We start from the raw sequence: 17012 nt of genomic DNA, 5'->3' as shown, positions 1-17012 counted from the left end.
TTGATAATATTGATAAAACCACTAAAACAGCTTTAAAACTTCCTCTATCAATACATTTATATTATTATGGATACCACTTTCTTTAAGCGAGATTTTGGCGTATTAGCGTTAATGGATAGCCTGACAGAAAAAATGATTTATCATCAAATTGTAAAAACAGAAAAGGCTATTTATTATCAACTCGCTTTAAATAAATTAAGAGAAAAAGGCTATATTATTTGAATGAACGCTCAGAGAAATGCAATGAAAAAGGTTATTTTCCTTATAAACATAAAGGATTAAGAGGGGCATTAGCGAGTATTAAATATGATGAAAGGTATTTATTTACCTTTGAAAAGTACGCGGAATTAAATATTGAAAAAACAACAAATCGGTTAGAAGGTTTATTTAGTGAACTTAAGCGGAAATTAATCATAATGGATTAAGTAAAAAACATAAAGCTATGTTTATAAAGGATTTTTTAAATAAAAAAGCTATACAAAAATCATTGTATAGCCCTTTGTTTAAGAGGAAATTATTGAATTTTAAAACTAATAGGTACACTAATACTCGCAGACATTCCTTCAGGTCTTGGGCCAATAGAACGTGCATTTTTTACAGCAGTTAAGGCTGAATTATCTAAATCATCATTACCAGAGGACTTTGTAATTCTCGCATCACTAATATTGCCATTTGCTCCAATATTAAAGCTTACTGTAACAACGCCTTGACGACGCATCATTTTCGCTCTTTGCGGATAACGTTTATGCCGTTCAATTTCTCGACGTAAAGCGCTGCGATAAGCACTTGCTTCATCAGTATTACGACCATTTCCCATTAAATTAGGATTGTTGGTTGTTACTGGTCCCGTTGTTGTTGCTCGAGAATTAATAGCAGAATCAGAATTCACCTCTCGATCAGCTTTAGGACGATCAGGTTTAGGTTTTTCTCGTTTTGGTTTTTCTGGTTTTGGCTTTGGTTTTTCTTTTTTAGGTTCTTCTTTTGGTTTTTCTGGCTTTGGTGGCTCAGGGGCTACCGTTGGATCAGGAATTTCTTCTTTTACTTCGGGTTCAGGCTCTGGTTCAGGTTTTGAAACGGGTTCTGGTTCTTCCATAACTGTTGCCATCATCATTTCCATTGAAATATTTGTACTCAGAGAATCTGCGTGAAAGCCATTAGCAGTATCATCGGTTTTATTGGCTCTGGAAACAATGCTCCAAGCTAATAATGAAAATATAATAAGATGGATAATTAATGATCCCCAAAAACCTATTAAGGCATCTTTTCTTTGCATCCTTATTCGCCTTTTTCTTTTAGTGTTACTATAGCGACATTTTTAATGTTATTTTTCGCCATAATATCGGTAATAGAAACAAAGTTTTGGAACGGTGCATTCGCATCTACTTTTAAGGTAACTCTTTGCTCTTTATCCCACTGACTGACTTCTTGTTCCAGTGTATCTTTATCAATAGGCTTATCATTATAATAAAGCTCACCATTTTCGGTAACAGTTAATAATTTAGCCAGTTCATCAGATTTAAATGCCACTGCACTAGAGGCTTTAGGGACATTAACTTCAATTTTTCCTTGAGAAATAAAAGAGGCTGTAATTAAAACGATAGCAAGTAGCACTAACATAATATCTATAAAAGGAATGATATTAATTTCATCAAACTTCTTCATCATTCCCTCCATTTATGCTTGATTTTGCTGTATAGCTTTCCATTTTAAGCGATTTACTTCAACTTTACGTCCAAGTGCGCTGTAAAAGATCATTGCGGGAATAGCAACTAAAATACCTACGCCAGTGGCTTTTAAGGCTAGGGATAAATGAACCATAATGGAAGCGGCATCAATATCGCCACCAGAACTCCCTAATTCATAAAAGGTTAATAAAATACCGATCACCGTACCTAATAAACCGACATAAGGTGCATTTGCTCCGACAGTAGAAATTGTGGTTAAATTACGTGTGAGATCAATATCTAATTGGTATTCATTATTATATTGGCTTACATCAACACGATTTAAAAAAGCAAATCGTTCAATTACAGCCCAAAGCATAATAAAACTCATTAATGCTAATAATCCGAGAATAATATAATCAATATAGTTTTGTAGAAATTCAAATAAGCTCATTGTACACCTATGGGTTAAGTTAAAAATAGTTAAAAGGTTTTAGTAATCTAATTGAGAATAAATTTCAATTTCAATATTCTAGCAAAACCTGCTATAAGCGTAAATATTTTTTATATTAAAAAACCATACTTAATTTTATTAAGTATGGTTTGCTTAATAACTCATTCTAAGCTAGTTTATAAGTTTTAGTAAACACCCTGTGCTAACATCGCATCAGCTACTTTCACAAAGCCCGCTACATTAGCGCCTACTACATAATTAATGTTTTTCTCGCCTTCAACTGTGCCATATTTTTTACAATTAGCGTGAATATCTAGCATAATATTCTGTAATTTCTGATCTACTTCTTCTGATGACCAATATAAACGTTGTGAACTTTGTGCCATCTCAAGCCCTGATGTTGCCACACCACCTGCATTTGCCGCTTTACCCGGGCCAAATAATACATCAGCAGCTAAAAATGCCTCGGTGGCATCAATAGTCGTTGGCATATTTGCCCCTTCCGCTACTAGTTGTACACCATTAGCAATTAATTTTTGTGCATCAGGCAATTCTAATTCATTTTGTGTCGCACAAGGTAACGCAATATCTACTTTAACTCCCCAAGGGCGTTCGCCAGCAAAATATTGTAATCCAAATTGCTCAGCATAATCTTTAACTCGGCCACGTTTTACTTCTTTAATATCCATTAAGGCAGCTAATTTCTCTTTTGTAAAACCTTCTGGATCATAAACATAACCTGAAGAATCTGAACAAGTAACCACTTTCGCCCCTAATTGTAAGGCTTTTTCAATCGCATATTGTGCCACATTACCTGAACCTGATACGGCAACGGTTTTACCTTCAAAACTATCGCCTTTCTCCGCTAACATCGCTTGAGCAAAATAAACTAACCCATAGCCAGTGGCTTCAGGGCGAATTAATGAACCGCCAAAAGATAAACCACGCCCAGTAAAGACACAAGCCGCTTGGTTAGACAATTTTTTCATATAGCCAGCTAAATAACCCACTTCACGTCCACCAACACCAATATCACCAGCGGGAACATCAGTATCTGGACCAATATGACGATATAATTCAGCGATTAAGGCTTGGCAGAAACGCATTACTTCACCATCAGATTTTCCTTTTGGATCAAAATCTGAACCGCCTTTACCACCGCCCATTGGTAGAGTAGTCAAGGCATTTTTAAAGATTTGTTCAAAACCTAAGAATTTTAAAATAGAAAGATTGACGGAAGGGTGAAAACGCATACCGCCTTTATAAGGCCCAATCGCACTATTAAATTGAACACGGAACGCACGATTGACTTGCACTTGTCCTTTATCATCGGTCCAAGCCACACGAAATTGGAAAGCACGTTCAGGCTCGACAATACGTTCTAATAAGGCTTGGGATTGATATTTTGGATTAGCTTGAATAAATGGCCAGATAGAAGTAAATACTTCACGAACGGCTTGTAAAAATTCAGGTTGATGACCATCACGCTGTTCTAATGTGGCTAAAAACTCTTCAACTGAGGCGTAGTTACTCATATTTTCTTCCTTATTTATTTTGTTAATGTTGTTCTTTGCATTGTTTCCCTTTAAAGGGTTTTTTGAATATAAAATAAAATATATTCTTATTGCAAATACTTTTTTATCCTTTCTTTATTTTTAATGAAAATTATTTATATTTTTAAGTAAAAACAAAATATTTTCTAATATGATTGATTATGTTTCCTTAACTTAAAAAAGTGCGGTCAGTTTTAAAAAATTTTTGCAAAACTGACCGCACTTGTTTTATCTTTTAAAATCAAAAGATTATCGACAAATCCCCATAATTAATTGCCTTAATAAATCAATAGTCGGTTGAATAAATTTCATATCAAGAAATTCATCGGGTTGATGTGCTTGTTCAATTGAACCCGGTCCAAGCACCAACGTTGGGCAAAGTTGTTGGATAAAAGGGGCTTCAGTACAATAATTTACTACTTCACATTTTTCTCCTACTAATTTTTCCACCATTTTGACCACCTGGGCTGAATGATGGCATTCATAACCGGGCGTGGGCGTATGCAAATGATGCAATGAAATTCTATCTCCCCATTGTTCAAACATTGGTTTTAGTGTGTGTTGTAGTAATTCATCTAAGTCTTCTAATCTCATATTCGGTAATGGGCGAATATCAAAATGTAATTCACAGCAAGCACAAATACGATTTACCGCATCTCCCCCATAAATTGCTCCAAAATTCATGGTTGGGTAAGGAATCGCAAAATCAGCATGATGATATTTTTGTTTTAGTTGATCCCTTAATTGCATTAAATAGCCTGTTGCTTGGTGCATAAGCTCAATGGCATTAATACCTTTCTCTGGATCGCTAGAATGTCCTGATTTCCCCACTATCCGCAATGCTTGACCAATATGCCCTTTATGTGCTCGAATAGGTTTTAATGAAGTAGGTTCGCCAATAATGGCACAATCTGGACGAATATGGCTATGCTGAGCAAAGGTTCTTGCCCCTAACATAGTGGTTTCTTCGTCAGCAGTGGCAAGAATACGAATAGGTTTATTGAGCTGATTAAGTTCTAATTGTTTAAGGGCTTCAATAATAAAGGCAAAAAAGCCTTTCATATCTGCGGTGCCTAAGCCGTAAAGTTTATTATTTTTTTCTGTTAATTTAAACGGATCTGTTGTCCATCGCCCTTGATCAAAGGGAACCGTATCAGTATGCCCCGCTAATAATAAACCTCCCTCGCCTTCGCCTCTAGTTGCCAATAAATTAAATTTATGCCGACTTCCTTCAACAGCGATGATTTCAGTCTGAAAACCTAATGCTGTTAGCCAATCTGCTAATGTTTCTACAAAATGTTGATTAGATAAATCTTGTTGAGTTTCAATACTGCTAATCGTGGGCATTTCAATAAGTTTCGCATACATAGCGAGAAAAGAGGGTAAGTTTTGCATTGTTTGATCTCTAATATATTCTAATTTCTGGTATTTTTATAAAATGCTGTTATATCCCATAAGATGGATTTTTTACAACGGAAACAAAACCGGCACTAAGAAAACGCTTACTAACATCACTAAAATAGTAAACGGAACACCGACTTTAACAAAATCCATAAATTTATATCCTCCAGGTCCTAACACCATGGTATTGACTGGCGAAGAAATAGGGGTCATAAAGGCTGCTGAGGCAGCAATCGCCACAATCATGGCAAAAGGAACGGGAGAAACATTAAGTTGTTCTGCCATGGTTATCGCTATCGGTGCCATTAAAACGGCGGTGGCGGTATTGGAAATAAAAAGTCCCACTGTGGCACATAATACAAATAGGCTGATTAAAATGGCATGATAATCCCAGTCGCCAACTAATTCCAACATATTTTCCACAATCAGATCAACACCGCCCGTTTTTTGTAATGCAACGGAAAAAGGAATCATACCTATTATAAGAATTAAACTTGCCCAATGAATGGAGTTATAAGCACTTTTCGCATCAACACAACGAAATTTCGCTAACATTAAACAAGCAATCAACGCCGCGATCACATTTGGCACAATGCCCGTTACCATTAAGATCACCATAGTGGCAATAGCAAATAGAGCGTGCGGTGCTTGACTAGAAGCTGGCGAGGCTTGTTCTGCTTCGGTAGGATAGCTTAACACAAAAAAGTCTTTATTTTCTTTTTGCATTGTTTGGATCAAACGCCATTCTCCAATAATCAATAATAAATCCCCCATTTTAAAAGGCTCATTGGAAATATCTTCAGTAAGTAGTTCATTATTCCGTTTAATACCAATAAGATTTAAGCCGTAATTAGAACGTAACCGAATATCTTTGACGGTTTTACCAAGAATATTAGCTTCTGGCGAAGGCGTTAATTCTGCCATACCTATGGTTTTTGCTTGACGACCCAAATATTGCTCTGTGACTTGTGCAATTCCTAATTGATGTTGTTGGCAAAATTGGTCGAGATCTAAGTCTGGATTTCCAATATCAATCAATAAAATATCTTTTTCTTTTAATTCTGATGTCCCTAATGCACTAATTGAAATAGGACGAAAACGTCGCCAACGTTCAATAGAAACCACATCAAGGTTATATTGTGAACGTAAATGTAATTCATCTAAGCGTTTACCAATAAAAGGAGACCCCGAACGTACCACAAAATATTTTAAACGACCTGCTAATTGATATTTCTCTATTAAGTCCGTAATAGAATGTCGCTGTGTTTGTTCTATTTTTTGCTCTGTAGGATCGGATAACCACCCACGCATAAACAGCATATAGAGAATACCCATAAGTAAAATAATTAAACCTATCGGCGTAAATGAAAAGAAACTTAATCGATGCTCAGTGTAACGCATTAATTCTGCATTGACGATCAAATTAGGCGGCGTAGCAATCAGTGTCATCATGCCACTAATAAGCCCCGCAATACTTAATGGCATCATTAAACGGCGTGGCGAAAGATTCATTTGACGGCAAATGGTTAAAACCACAGGAATAAAAATGGCAACAACCCCTGTTGAACTCATAAATGCCCCTAATCCTGTTACTGCCAACATAAGTAAAATAAGCACTTTCGTCTCACTATTATTTGCCACTCGCATTAGCCATTCACTGACTTGGTAAGCAATTCCTGTACGCACTAATCCTTCCCCCACAATAAAGAGTAAGGCAATTAAGATAACGTTAGGATCACTAAAACCGGCAAAAACTTCTTCAACAGTTAAAATCCCACTTAAACAAAAGGCAAGCATAACCAATAAGGCAACCACATCCATACGGATTTTATTGCGAACAAATAAGACAATGGCGATAAGTAAAAAAAGTAAGGTAACAAAAAGCGGCGTTTGGACAAAACCGTTATGCCAAGTGAGAATTTGTTGCAACATGATGGTGAGTTCCTATTATTCAATCTTTGGGGTGTTTATAAAACTACCACGAAATAATAAAGAGAGGAAGTGCTGATTTTAAAGAAATTTTTCCAAAACTCACCGCACTTTTCAGATGAGTAAAGAGTACGGCGAAGCGTACTTGTAGTAGAATAAATCAAGAAAACTAATGTAAGGTTAATAAATAATCAATAAAAATAGTGAGGACAGATAACTAAGTTAATGAAAAAAGGATTAATGAGTAAACATCTCTGTAAGCGACCTATCTCATCATGGTGCTGTTCTAAGATATATCTTAACCTTTTAGGGCGACAATTTAGTCAATTTCGCCCTTATTAGTTGGGTATTAAGCCCGAATCATGATAGCATTTTGATGATTGAGGCGTTTACACACTGTTCAAACAACAGGGATTCTACCAATTTTTTCATATCGGGGATTATGGATGGGGTTGAACGAGAATACTGATATTAGAATAAAGAAAAAGTGCGGTGAATTTGACCGCACTTTATATAAGAGAACTAGTCCTGAGCATCTAAAAAACGTTCTGCATCTAATGCCGCCATACAGCCAGTTCCTGCTGAGGTAATGGCTTGGCGATAATTATGGTCCATCACATCGCCTGCGGCAAATACGCCTTCTACTGATGTGGCAGTAGCATTGCCTTCAAGACCAGATTGCACCAAAATATAACCATTTTGTAAGGCTAATTGATCGGCAAAGATGTCCGTATTCGGAGCATGACCAATGGCAATAAAGACGCCATCTACTTGAATTTCTTCTCTGAGTTCAGATTGCGTATCCTTAATACGTACCCCTGTAACGCCCATATTATCGCCTAATACCTCTTCTAAAGTGCGGTCAGTATGGAGAATAATTTTTCCTTCAGCGACTTTTTTCTCTAAGCGTCCAAGTAAGATTTTTTCGGCACGAAAACTATCACGACGATGAATAAGATGTACTTCACTGGCGATATTCGCAAGATAGAGCGCTTCTTCAACAGCTGTATTTCCACCGCCTACAACGGCAACAGGTTTGTTGCGATAAAAGAAACCATCGCAGGTCGCACAAGCTGAAACCCCTTTCCCTTTAAAGGCTGCTTCAGAAGGTAATCCTAAATATTTGGCAGAAGCACCAGTAGCAATGATTAAAGCATCGCAGCTAAAAGTATTGATATCGCCATATAATTTGAAAGGACGCTGAGATAAATCCACTTTATTGATATGATCAAAAACAATCTCAGTGTCAAATTTTTCAGCATGTTGCAACATACGTTGCATTAATCCTTGTCCAGTGGTGTGTTCAAAATCACCTGGCCAATTTTCAATTTCATCGGTTGTGGTAAGTTGCCCACCTTGTTGCATACCTGTTACTAAAACAGGATTTAAATTTGCCCGAGCGGCATAAATGGCAGCGGTATAACCCGCAGGGCCAGAGCCGAGAATTAATAGTTTACAATGTTTCATTTCACTCATAATCAATCCTTAAAATGACAAATAATCTGAATTATAAAAAATAGGCAATATCTATACTACTAATTAATATAATAGGGAATACATCATTCGACGATATTTATTGGTAATAGGATCATTATTGCCTATAGCAGCAAGAATGGCTAAAAATTGTTGTTTTACTTCACCATTTTCAGCGGAGAGATCTTGTTTAAGAATATTAAGCAACAAAGTCAAGGCTTCTTCATTACGGTGTGCTTGATGTAATTGTAATGCCAATTTTAAGGCAATATTAGACGAAGGATTACGCTGATAATCCGCTTGTAATTGCTGAATTTCTGGTGTATCAGCTGCTTTTATTAATAGCTCAATTTGTGCCTGTAAACCTTGCCAACGGCTATCTCGATCTTGAATGGGAATTTGATTTAAAATCTCTTGGGCAGGCTCAACTTTTTTCATCGCAATATAAGTTTCAGCATAAAGTAAGGCGATCTCACTATTTTTTTTATCCGATAACGTCCAAGCATCTTTAAGTAATGGGAGTGCTTCGTCATAGTTTTGGGCGGCTAATAAATCAAGTGCTTGATGGAATTTAACCTCTTCTTCTTTAGGGAGAATAAGAGATAAACGTTGGTTAAGATCTTGTTCTGATAATGTACCAGGAAATGCGTCTAAGGCTTCGCCATTTTTAAATAAATATGTGGTTGGCAGCGCTTGAATTTGAAAACGGGCGGCGATCATTTGTTCAGTTTCGCAATTCACTTTCGCTAAGATAAATTGTCCCGCAGATTGTTCAGCGATTTTTTCTAATAAAGATAAAAAATCGGCAGATTCTTGATGGCTAGGCGCATAAAAATTGAAAACAAGGGGTGTTTGTTGGGAAAGTTGTAGGATTTCGCCAAGATTTTGTTCGTTAATATCAATAATATATTGGTGCTGTGTCATTATGTTAATCTCAATGAATAATCATATTGATATTGTATAGGAAATTAGGTTTATTCAGCAAATTTCTCTTATCTGTTTTCTTTATCTTAGTATACATTGCAATACTGATACTTTATATTTAGTAAATAAGTGTTTATAATTAAATAGATTTATTATGAGATAATTTGTTATCTAACATAGACAGGAGCCATTATGAAACATTTTATTAAATTAACAGTGATTAGTACCAGTATTATTCTTGCGGCTTGTGCCCCGCGTGATACAACTCATTATTTATCTATTAATGAAACATTAAATTCCCCACAAGCTAAACAGGTACTTAATCCAAATATTAAACTTTATTTTGCAAAATCGGCACAAGGTAAAGTGGTTGCAGCAGATTTGGTAAGTAATAAAAAAACTAATGCGGCGAATAAAACCGATCAAGAGGCTTGTCAATGGGCATTTTTATCAGCTGTAAAACAATTCCAAGATCGTGCTGTATCATTAGGGGCAACAAAGGTTACTAACTTGGTCAGTTATTATAAGAAAAATACTTATAAAAGTACGACATCATACGAATGTCACGCAGGACACATTATCGCAGGTGTTGCTTTAAAAGGTGATATTGTTAAGTAGTTTTTCTCTTCGGTTATATATCCAGCTGAATGAAAGGCTGGATACTTCTATTAATCTACTTCAACCCTCTCCAACAACATAAACTCACAAGCTGGGTGATGTTTGGCGAGGTAGTTTTGGATAAATTGTTGGCTGTTTTGGTTAATGAGGGGATCGGTGTTGGGGTAGCGGTTGTAAATGACGGTATGGACGTTGATTTGATATTGTTGGCAAGCCATTAAGCTGAGTAATGTATGGTTAATGCTGCCTAATTTTCCTGAGGTGACTAAGATTAAGGGATAGCCGTACTGTTGTAAATAATCAAGGCTAGTATGCTGTTCATCATAGGGTACCGCAAGCCCACCTGCCCCTTCAATGAGGACGTAATCATATTTTTCTGCTAAAAGTGCGGTCTGTTTGGCGATTTTTTTGCTGTCAATGTTGATACCTTGCATTTTGGCGGCAAGATGTGGCGAGCAAGGATAATCTAATAGATAGCCGCAGGTTTGTCCTGCTTTATCTTCTTCAGTAAGCGCTATGCCTTGAATTTGACGATGACAAAGAATATCTTGGGCAATGCCTTGGCAGCCTGTTTGGATCATTTTTTGGGTAATGACGGAATAGCCTTGTTGCATAAGTTGTTTGGCGTAAACCCCTGTGGCAATGGTTTTACCGATGTCGGTATCTATGCCTGAAATAAAAAAGATGTTTGCTGTCATTGTTTGTCCTTGTTTATTGATTAGATTTTTTGCGGGCTAAAAAGAGTAAGGGGGTATAAGTGAGACGAACTTGCCCTTGTAAGTGACTAAATTGTTGTTGGTATTGTTGGATAAAATTTTGGTATTTTTGTTTGCTCCAGCCTTTTCCTGTTGAGGTAGCGTTTACCCCAGTTTGTTTGAGGTGTTTTAATACGGCAATGGGGTGGTCAAAATAAAGGGGGATTTGGAGCTGTTGTTCGGCAATGAGGTCAAATTGTTTGCTTAGCCATTGGTGCCATTGGTTAAGGCTGGGATAATTCAAGCCTATTCCGGTTAATTGGCGAATTTCGGTTAAGTTTTGTGGGGTGAAGACGTTAAATAATAAATAGCCTTGAGGATCGAGTAAGGCGGCACAACGTTGTAAAAATTGTGGAATATCATTAAACCATTGTAGGCTTGAAGCGGCGGTAATGAGTTGGTAGTGATGAGGAAAAGCAATGTTTTCTGCATCGCCAAAACAGAAAAAAGTGCGGTCTGTTTTTTCAATTTTTTGTTGTAATAAGGGTAAATTTTGTGGGCAGAGATCGTTGAATGTCCATTGGTCAGCGGTAAGCTGTTGACGTAAATAAGCACTAAATCCACCTGAACCGCAGCCGATTTCTAAAATATGTGAAAAATGCTGTTGATAAGGGCGTAGCAGGTCGAGCAAGGGTTGATAAAGCTGTTGTTGTACTTTGGCTTGTTTATCATAAGATTGGCTTGCTTGGGTAAATTGTTGGGCTATGCGTTGTTTGGTTATGGACATAATAGCTGTTCCCAATGAGAAAAATGTGCAAAAGGGTAATGGGGGATTGCATAAGTGGAAATGGGGCAGCGAGGTTGCCAATATTGCTGTAAATTTGTGACGGGAAAAATTTTATCTTGTTCGCCGATAATAGCACGATCCCAATGGATTAAATCGTGGCGTTGGTCGGCGTTGAGTTGTTGGTGTAGCCATTGCAATTCTTGCTGAATGTTGTTTAGGCTGCGTGGGTCAGCCAGTTGTTGATATTGTTGGTAAAGGGCTTTGCTTTGGCACATTCTGAGTTCAAACTTATTACGGCTATTTTCGCTGAGTTGTTGCAATGTGGCATTAAACACTGAAACAGGTATTCCGTATTGATCGTGCATAGGTAATGGGGTTCCGTTAATGGCGATGGCTTGTTGGACAGGAATGTTTTGCATTACTCTTTCTGCGACCCAAACCCCCATTGACCAAGCAACAAGGTGAATCTGTTGATATTGGCTAAGATCGAGGGGAAACTGGAAATCTTGATAATCATAGCAAATAGCCAGATCAGTATTCTGAGGTAAGGCTAAATGCTTGACCGCTTGTGGCGTGGTTCCCCAGCCTGCAAAATAGAGAATAAGCTGTGTGGCGTGATGAGTAGGTTGAATTAGGGTAACTTTCATTTTTTTACTTATAAATATTGGGTTAATTGTTGTAATTCTTGCAAGCTAATATCGGCACTTAGTGAGAAACGAATACGTGCGGTATTGATTGGTACCGTTGGTGGACGAATCGGTAGGCAATAAAAACCTGCTTGTTGTAGTTGTTTGGCTTTATGTTGTGCTAACTCATTTTTACCCAGAATATAAGGGATAATTGCTGTTTGGCTTGGCATTATACCTGTTTTTTGTTGAATAATATCGCGTAAATAGGCACTGATTTCCGCTAAATGTTGGCGTTTGTCTTGCCATAGGGGTAAACGTTGGAAAATAAAATAGCTCCAAGCCATATTGATAGGCGGTAGTGCGGTGGCAAAAATCAGCGATCGCATATGATTAATAAGGTATTCTCGCAAAATCTCATCACAGACCACATAAGCCCCCATAGAGGCGAGGGCTTTGCCAAAGGTGCCAATCAGCAAATCAATATCTTGGATACAGTCAAACACTTCTGCCATACCTAAGCCTTGTTCACCATAAGCACCGATAGCGTGAGCCTCGTCCACATAGAGCATAACATTATCAAATTGTTTTTTGTATTTGACTAAGGTGGATAAGGGGGTAATATCGCCGTCCATACTAAAAATACTTTCGGTAACAATAATAATGCGTTGATATTGCTGATGATGCTTGTTTAATAATTGCAATAAATGTGCCATATCATTATGCCGATAGCGGATAAAATCCCCTTGGCTGAGGCGGATACCGTCAATCATACTGGCGTGTACCAATTTGTCCGCTAAAATTAAGGTGTGTTTATTGGCGAGGGCAGGTAAAATGCCGATATTGGCATGATAGCCACTGTTAAACAATAAACAACTTTCTCGTTGAAAACGTTGGGCGATAAGCTGTTCTAATTGATGATAAATGGCGTAATTTCCCGTTAATAATCTTGATGATGAACTGGTAAAGGGAAAATCTTGTTGTTTTACTTGCTGCCAAAATTGTGCCACCAGTTGTTCATCATTGGCGAGACCTAAGTAGTCATTGGCGGTCAAATTGAGCATGGTTTGCTGATCTTTGCGTATATATTTGCCCTTATGTTCAATATCAGGCAGTTGGCGCAGTTGCTGTTGTTGTTTTAACTGGGTTAAGTTATCCGCGAAATATTGTAAACTAACCATAATAAACCTCTTGATATTCTTGGCTTAGGGCGGTTAATAGGCCTTGGGTCAGTTGCTGCAGTTGGGTTTCTGTGATAATAAAAGGGGGCATAACATAGACTAAACGCCCAAAAGGTCTTACCCAAATACCTTGTTGAATAAAGCGTTGCTGTAAGCTCACCATATCCACAGGTTTTTGCATTTCAATCACACCTATTGCCCCAAGCACTCTGACTTCTTTTACCGATTTAAATTGTCGAGCAGGAGCAAGTAAGGTTTTTAGTTGGTTTTCAATGTTGCGGACATTTTGTTGCCAAGGGCTTTCTAATAATAAACACAAGGATTCATAAGCTACCGCACAGGCTAAAGGGTTTGCCATAAATGTTGGACCGTGCATAAAACATTTTGCTTCACCGTTGCAAATGGCTTGAGCAATATGGCGTTGGGTAATGGTGGCGGATAAGGTTAAGTAGCCACCTGTTAAGGCTTTGCCTAAACAGATAATATCAGGGATTACCTCCGCAAATTCTAAGGCGAATAATTTTCCTGTACGTCCAAAGCCTGTGGCAATTTCATCAAAAATGAGCAAAATATCATATTGTTGGCAAAGTTTTTGTGCCTCTTGCAAATATTGTGGCGAATAAAAATACATACCGCCAGCGCCTTGCACAATAGGTTCAAGAATTAAGGCGGCAATTTCTTGATGATGTTTTGCCAGCAAGTCTTGTAGTGGACGGATAGCCTCCGCTTGCCAAGGTTGATCAAATTTCACATTAGGTTGCGGTAAAAAATATTGTACAGGCAAGTTGGTTTGGAATAAGTGGTGCATTCCTGTTTGCGGATCGCAAACGGACATAGCGTGCCAAGTATCGCCATGATAGCCTGACTTGATGGTGGCGAAATGTTGGCGTTGTGGTTTGCCTTGGCTATGTTGATATTGGATTGCCATTTTCATTGCCACTTCTACTGCCACTGAGCCGCTATCAGCATAAAACACTTGATTAAGCGGAGCAGGTAAAACGGACAATAATTTCTCGCCAAGTTTTACCGCTGGCTCATGAGTTAAGCCACCAAACATAATATGGCTCATTTTTTGTAATTGTTGTGTGATGGCGTGATTAAGGCGAGGGTGGTTATAGCCATGTAAACTTGCCCACCAAGAAGACATACCATCAATAAGGCGTTCCCCTGTTTTGAGATAAATATAAACTCCCTCAGCACGCTCTACGGGATAAACAGGGCTAGGCTGACTTATGGAAGCATAAGGGTGCCAAAGGTGGTGTTGGTCAAAGGTTAATAATTGTTGTGTGTCCATACGGCTTTATTTTAAAGGCTCCTGTTGAATTGAGGCGACGGCAAGTTTAATCGCAAAAGGAATCACGCCACCATGATTTTGTTTAGCAACAAGTTGAAAATCCATTGCTGTTTTGGGGTAACGCTGTTGTAACAACGCCACAAAATTTTCTGTGGTTAGGGATTGTCGGCGTTGCTGTATGCGAGCTAAACGTTCTGCATTGATATTGGGATCTTGCTCAGGATAGGCTTCATATTCCCCTAAGTAAAATTGGATATGTTGAATATGGTTCGCCAAGCGAGCGGGCATTTGTTGGCGGATTTTCCCATTACCCCACCATAATGAGGGGCTAGCAATCACATAATGATCAAATAATTCGCCTTGATGAAATAGGGTATATAACGCAAATAAACCGCCAAAAGAATGCCCAAACAGCATTTGTTGCTGGGGAATTTGAGGTTGTAAATATTGTTGTACAACAGGTATCGCTTGCTGTTGAATAAATTGTAGGAAAGCCGCTGCCCCTCCGCCTTGTGCAAATTGTTCACCTTGGGCAGCAAAGGTGTAATCACGAGTACGCTCGGCAATGGGATAAGCCTGAGGACTTGGATAGCCTAGCCCTACAATCCATGGCAAGGTTTTATGGGGATCAACGGCATTTAAGGCTAAGGGAAATTGTGCATTACCATCTAACACATAAAGCACCCTTTGATGGGGTTGCGGTTGTTTCGGTTGAGCAATAAAAAGCCGATAGGTTTGCTGATTAAAGTCTAAATCATGTATATTAATTTGATAATTATTTTCTACTTGCGGTGCGATCATGGGAATATGTTGGTTAATTTGTGCTTGGCTCAAAAAACTTAGGCTTAAATAAATAAAAAATAGAGAAAAAAATCTTAACATATCATAGGTTATTGGCTCAGGTGGTGGCTATTATTTTTAGCAAAAATTTTACAAAAATCAACCGCCCTTTTTTATTCAAATTGTCATGGAAATGTTATTGTTTAAAACCATAAGCAAAATTGTTAAATGATTTTGAGTGATAAGCAAAAATTTTAGTTTTTGTCTGTTGTTTTATTCTTTTTCTTATATTTTATTTATTTTGTTACCTTGAATGACTTCGTTATGAATTAATGATTTTCTGACTTAAATCAAGGGAAATACCTTAAATGGGGGACGATGTGCACCTTAATTCAAGTTAAGCTAAAAAGAAATAAATCAAAAAAGTGCGGTATAAAATGAAAAAATTTTTTCTCCTCATCGGGTTGCTTATCTTAACAGATACGAGTGTGGCAAGGGAAAAGCCTGCAAGGGTAATGCCTGAGCAGGGGATTGATAAAGCCCTATTAGGACAAATTTTATTCTTTGATACAACGCTTTCTTGGCATGGTAATCAAAATTGTGCCACCTGCCATAATGCGGATACCGCTTTTGTGGATTTACGCGATAACTCGGCACAACGAATGGTATCCTTAGGCGATGATTTACAGTCTTTTGGGACACGCAATACGCCAACCATGCTATATGCCAAATATAGCCCTGAGTTTCATTATGATGAACAAAATCAACAATATATTGGTGGACAATTTTGGGACGGACGGGCGAAAAATCTTGCTCAGCAATCGGGGCAACCGCCCTTAAATCCCGTAGAAATGGGAATACCAAGCCAACGAGCCTTAGCAGAACGTTTATGGTTTAATCCGATGTATCGCCATTTATTTTCTCAACATTATGGCGAACAGGTCTGGCAATCAGTGGAGGGGATTTATCAAGCTATGGAAGATGCCCTGGCGACATTTCAACAATCGATGCCGCTGCTTGCGCCTTTTAGTGCTAAATATGATAAATCTTTGCGTGGCGAATATCAGTTAAGCCCCCAAGAACAGCAAGGTAAAGCCTTATTTTTTGATAAACAAGGTGCAAATTGTGCCAGTTGCCACCAGTTACAAGCAACATCAGATCATCCAGAAGAAACCTTTAGCAATTATCATTATTACAATCTCGGTGTTCCCAAAAATCGCTATTTATTACAGCATAATCAGCTAGGCGAGGATTTTGTGGATTTAGGGTTATTTGATAATCCACAAGTCAAGGGCGATGAACGCCAAAAGGGCAAGTTTAAAGTCCCGAGCTTGCGTAATGTGGCGGTAACCGCTCCTTATATGCACAATGGTGTTTTTCGTGAGCTAAAAACCGTATTGCTATTTTTAGATCGTTACAATAATTCCGCACGCCAAATTAATCCTGAAACCCAATTACCTTGGCAAGATGCGGAATATTCCCCCACCGTTGATCATCCGTTATTACAACAAGCTCGAGCATTAAGTGATGACGAGATCGACGCCTTGCTCGCCTTTCTTAAATTATTGACCGATGAACGTTATGAATATTTACTGCAAGATAGCAATAAATAACTAAGATTTAACCAAGATTT

At 38.0% G+C, this 17012-nt stretch carries 17 protein-coding genes; 3 read left to right on the top strand and 14 right to left on the bottom strand.

Annotated features, from left to right (window positions below):
- Positions 1 to 66 precede the first annotated feature (66 nt).
- Positions 67 to 222: a hypothetical protein gene (locus tag EV694_RS11020; protein WP_243645969.1), complete on the top strand. Its 156-nt coding sequence runs from the start codon at positions 67 to 69 to the stop codon at positions 220 to 222.
- Between the two features lie 292 nt (positions 223 to 514).
- Here the strand turns inward: EV694_RS11020 and EV694_RS03620 are convergent, their stop codons facing one another.
- From EV694_RS03620 to EV694_RS03585, 8 genes are all read right to left on the bottom strand, one after another.
- A complete protein-coding gene (locus EV694_RS03620; RefSeq protein ID WP_132689432.1) occupies positions 515 to 1273 on the bottom strand; it encodes an energy transducer TonB in 759 nt (252 codons plus the stop codon).
- A gap of 2 nt (positions 1274 to 1275) precedes the next feature.
- A complete protein-coding gene (gene exbD / locus EV694_RS03615) occupies positions 1276 to 1662 on the bottom strand; it encodes a TonB system transport protein ExbD (RefSeq protein WP_132689429.1) in 387 nt (128 codons plus the stop codon).
- Positions 1663 to 1674: 12 nt separating this feature from the next.
- A complete protein-coding gene (gene exbB, locus EV694_RS03610) occupies positions 1675 to 2118 on the bottom strand; it encodes a TonB-system energizer ExbB (protein WP_132689426.1) in 444 nt (147 codons plus the stop codon).
- 185 nt (positions 2119 to 2303) lie between these two features.
- On the bottom strand, positions 2304 to 3653 hold the full coding sequence (gene gdhA, locus EV694_RS03605) for an NADP-specific glutamate dehydrogenase (protein ID WP_132689423.1): 1350 nt from the start codon (positions 3651 to 3653) through the stop codon (positions 2304 to 2306).
- A gap of 267 nt (positions 3654 to 3920) precedes the next feature.
- Positions 3921 to 5066 (bottom strand): acetylornithine deacetylase, encoded by a 1146-nt coding sequence (argE, locus tag EV694_RS03600; RefSeq protein ID WP_132689420.1) that lies wholly within the window; start codon positions 5064 to 5066, stop codon positions 3921 to 3923.
- Positions 5067 to 5138: 72 nt separating this feature from the next.
- Complete coding sequence (locus EV694_RS03595) at positions 5139 to 7004, bottom strand: SLC13 family permease (protein ID WP_132689417.1); 1866 nt, start codon at positions 7002 to 7004, stop codon at positions 5139 to 5141.
- A 519-nt stretch (positions 7005 to 7523) separates the two neighbouring features.
- Positions 7524 to 8477 carry a thioredoxin-disulfide reductase gene (gene trxB / locus EV694_RS03590; protein ID WP_132689414.1) on the bottom strand — a complete coding sequence of 318 codons (954 nt, stop codon included), beginning with the start codon at positions 8475 to 8477 and terminating at the stop codon, positions 7524 to 7526.
- A 63-nt stretch (positions 8478 to 8540) separates the two neighbouring features.
- Positions 8541 to 9398: a co-chaperone YbbN gene (locus tag EV694_RS03585; protein ID WP_132689411.1), complete on the bottom strand. Its 858-nt coding sequence runs from the start codon at positions 9396 to 9398 to the stop codon at positions 8541 to 8543.
- Between the two features lie 192 nt (positions 9399 to 9590).
- Here EV694_RS03585 and EV694_RS03580 point away from each other — a divergent pair, with 192 nt between their 5' ends.
- A complete protein-coding gene (locus tag EV694_RS03580) occupies positions 9591 to 10016 on the top strand; it encodes an excinuclease ABC subunit A (protein WP_132689408.1) in 426 nt (141 codons plus the stop codon).
- Between the two features lie 50 nt (positions 10017 to 10066).
- Here EV694_RS03580 and bioD read toward each other — a convergent pair whose 3' ends face one another.
- From bioD to EV694_RS03550, 6 genes are read right to left on the bottom strand one after another with little or no spacing between them, the layout of a single operon-like run.
- Positions 10067 to 10714 carry a dethiobiotin synthase gene (gene bioD, locus EV694_RS03575; protein WP_132689406.1) on the bottom strand — a complete coding sequence of 216 codons (648 nt, stop codon included), beginning with the start codon at positions 10712 to 10714 and terminating at the stop codon, positions 10067 to 10069.
- Positions 10715 to 10727: 13 nt separating this feature from the next.
- A complete protein-coding gene (gene bioC, locus EV694_RS03570; RefSeq protein ID WP_132689403.1) occupies positions 10728 to 11498 on the bottom strand; it encodes a malonyl-ACP O-methyltransferase BioC in 771 nt (256 codons plus the stop codon).
- Positions 11489 to 12145: a DUF452 family protein gene (locus tag EV694_RS03565; RefSeq protein ID WP_132689400.1), complete on the bottom strand. Its 657-nt coding sequence runs from the start codon at positions 12143 to 12145 to the stop codon at positions 11489 to 11491. Before EV694_RS03565 ends, bioC begins: the two co-directional genes overlap by 10 nt.
- 8 nt (positions 12146 to 12153) lie before the next feature.
- Positions 12154 to 13305 carry an 8-amino-7-oxononanoate synthase gene (locus tag EV694_RS03560; RefSeq protein WP_132689397.1) on the bottom strand — a complete coding sequence of 384 codons (1152 nt, stop codon included), beginning with the start codon at positions 13303 to 13305 and terminating at the stop codon, positions 12154 to 12156.
- Entirely contained in the window at positions 13298 to 14599 is a 1302-nt protein-coding gene (bioA, locus tag EV694_RS03555) for an adenosylmethionine--8-amino-7-oxononanoate transaminase (RefSeq protein WP_132689394.1), read from the bottom strand. Before bioA ends, EV694_RS03560 begins: the two co-directional genes overlap by 8 nt.
- Before the next feature lie 6 nt (positions 14600 to 14605).
- Complete coding sequence (locus EV694_RS03550; protein ID WP_243645967.1) at positions 14606 to 15433, bottom strand: alpha/beta hydrolase; 828 nt, start codon at positions 15431 to 15433, stop codon at positions 14606 to 14608.
- Between the two features lie 383 nt (positions 15434 to 15816).
- Here EV694_RS03550 and EV694_RS03545 point away from each other — a divergent pair, with 383 nt between their 5' ends.
- Complete coding sequence (locus tag EV694_RS03545; protein ID WP_132689388.1) at positions 15817 to 16992, top strand: cytochrome-c peroxidase; 1176 nt, start codon at positions 15817 to 15819, stop codon at positions 16990 to 16992.
- The last annotated feature ends 20 nt before the right edge of the window (positions 16993 to 17012 follow it).

Origin of the sequence: Volucribacter psittacicida (assembly GCF_004339025.1) — a bacterium.
GTDB lineage: Bacteria > Pseudomonadota > Gammaproteobacteria > Enterobacterales > Pasteurellaceae > Volucribacter > Volucribacter psittacicida.
Note: the sequence above shows the minus strand (reverse complement) of the source record. Positions and strands in the feature narration are given on the sequence as shown.

Excerpts from the sequence above, each read along its gene's own strand:
- bioD (WP_132689406.1), bottom strand. The coding sequence starts at position 10,714 with ATGACAGCAAACATCTTTTTTATTTCAGGCATAGATACCGACATCGGT.
- EV694_RS03560 (WP_132689397.1), bottom strand. The coding sequence starts at position 13,305 with ATGGTTAGTTTACAATATTTCGCGGATAACTTAACCCAGTTAAAACAA.
- EV694_RS11020 (WP_243645969.1), top strand. The coding sequence starts at position 67 with ATGGATACCACTTTCTTTAAGCGAGATTTTGGCGTATTAGCGTTAATG.
- EV694_RS03545 (WP_132689388.1), top strand. The coding sequence starts at position 15,817 with ATGAAAAAATTTTTTCTCCTCATCGGGTTGCTTATCTTAACAGATACG.
- bioA (WP_132689394.1), bottom strand. The coding sequence starts at position 14,599 with ATGGACACACAACAATTATTAACCTTTGACCAACACCACCTTTGGCAC.
- EV694_RS03580 (WP_132689408.1), top strand. The coding sequence starts at position 9,591 with ATGAAACATTTTATTAAATTAACAGTGATTAGTACCAGTATTATTCTT.
- bioC (WP_132689403.1), bottom strand. The coding sequence starts at position 11,498 with ATGTCCATAACCAAACAACGCATAGCCCAACAATTTACCCAAGCAAGC.
- EV694_RS03620 (WP_132689432.1), bottom strand. The coding sequence starts at position 1,273 with ATGCAAAGAAAAGATGCCTTAATAGGTTTTTGGGGATCATTAATTATC.
- argE (WP_132689420.1), bottom strand. The coding sequence starts at position 5,066 with ATGCAAAACTTACCCTCTTTTCTCGCTATGTATGCGAAACTTATTGAA.
- EV694_RS03585 (WP_132689411.1), bottom strand. The coding sequence starts at position 9,398 with ATGACACAGCACCAATATATTATTGATATTAACGAACAAAATCTTGGC.
- exbB (WP_132689426.1), bottom strand. The coding sequence starts at position 2,118 with ATGAGCTTATTTGAATTTCTACAAAACTATATTGATTATATTATTCTC.
- gdhA (WP_132689423.1), bottom strand. The coding sequence starts at position 3,653 with ATGAGTAACTACGCCTCAGTTGAAGAGTTTTTAGCCACATTAGAACAG.
- trxB (WP_132689414.1), bottom strand. The coding sequence starts at position 8,477 with ATGAGTGAAATGAAACATTGTAAACTATTAATTCTCGGCTCTGGCCCT.
- exbD (WP_132689429.1), bottom strand. The coding sequence starts at position 1,662 with ATGAAGAAGTTTGATGAAATTAATATCATTCCTTTTATAGATATTATG.
- EV694_RS03595 (WP_132689417.1), bottom strand. The coding sequence starts at position 7,004 with ATGTTGCAACAAATTCTCACTTGGCATAACGGTTTTGTCCAAACGCCG.
- EV694_RS03565 (WP_132689400.1), bottom strand. The coding sequence starts at position 12,145 with ATGAAAGTTACCCTAATTCAACCTACTCATCACGCCACACAGCTTATT.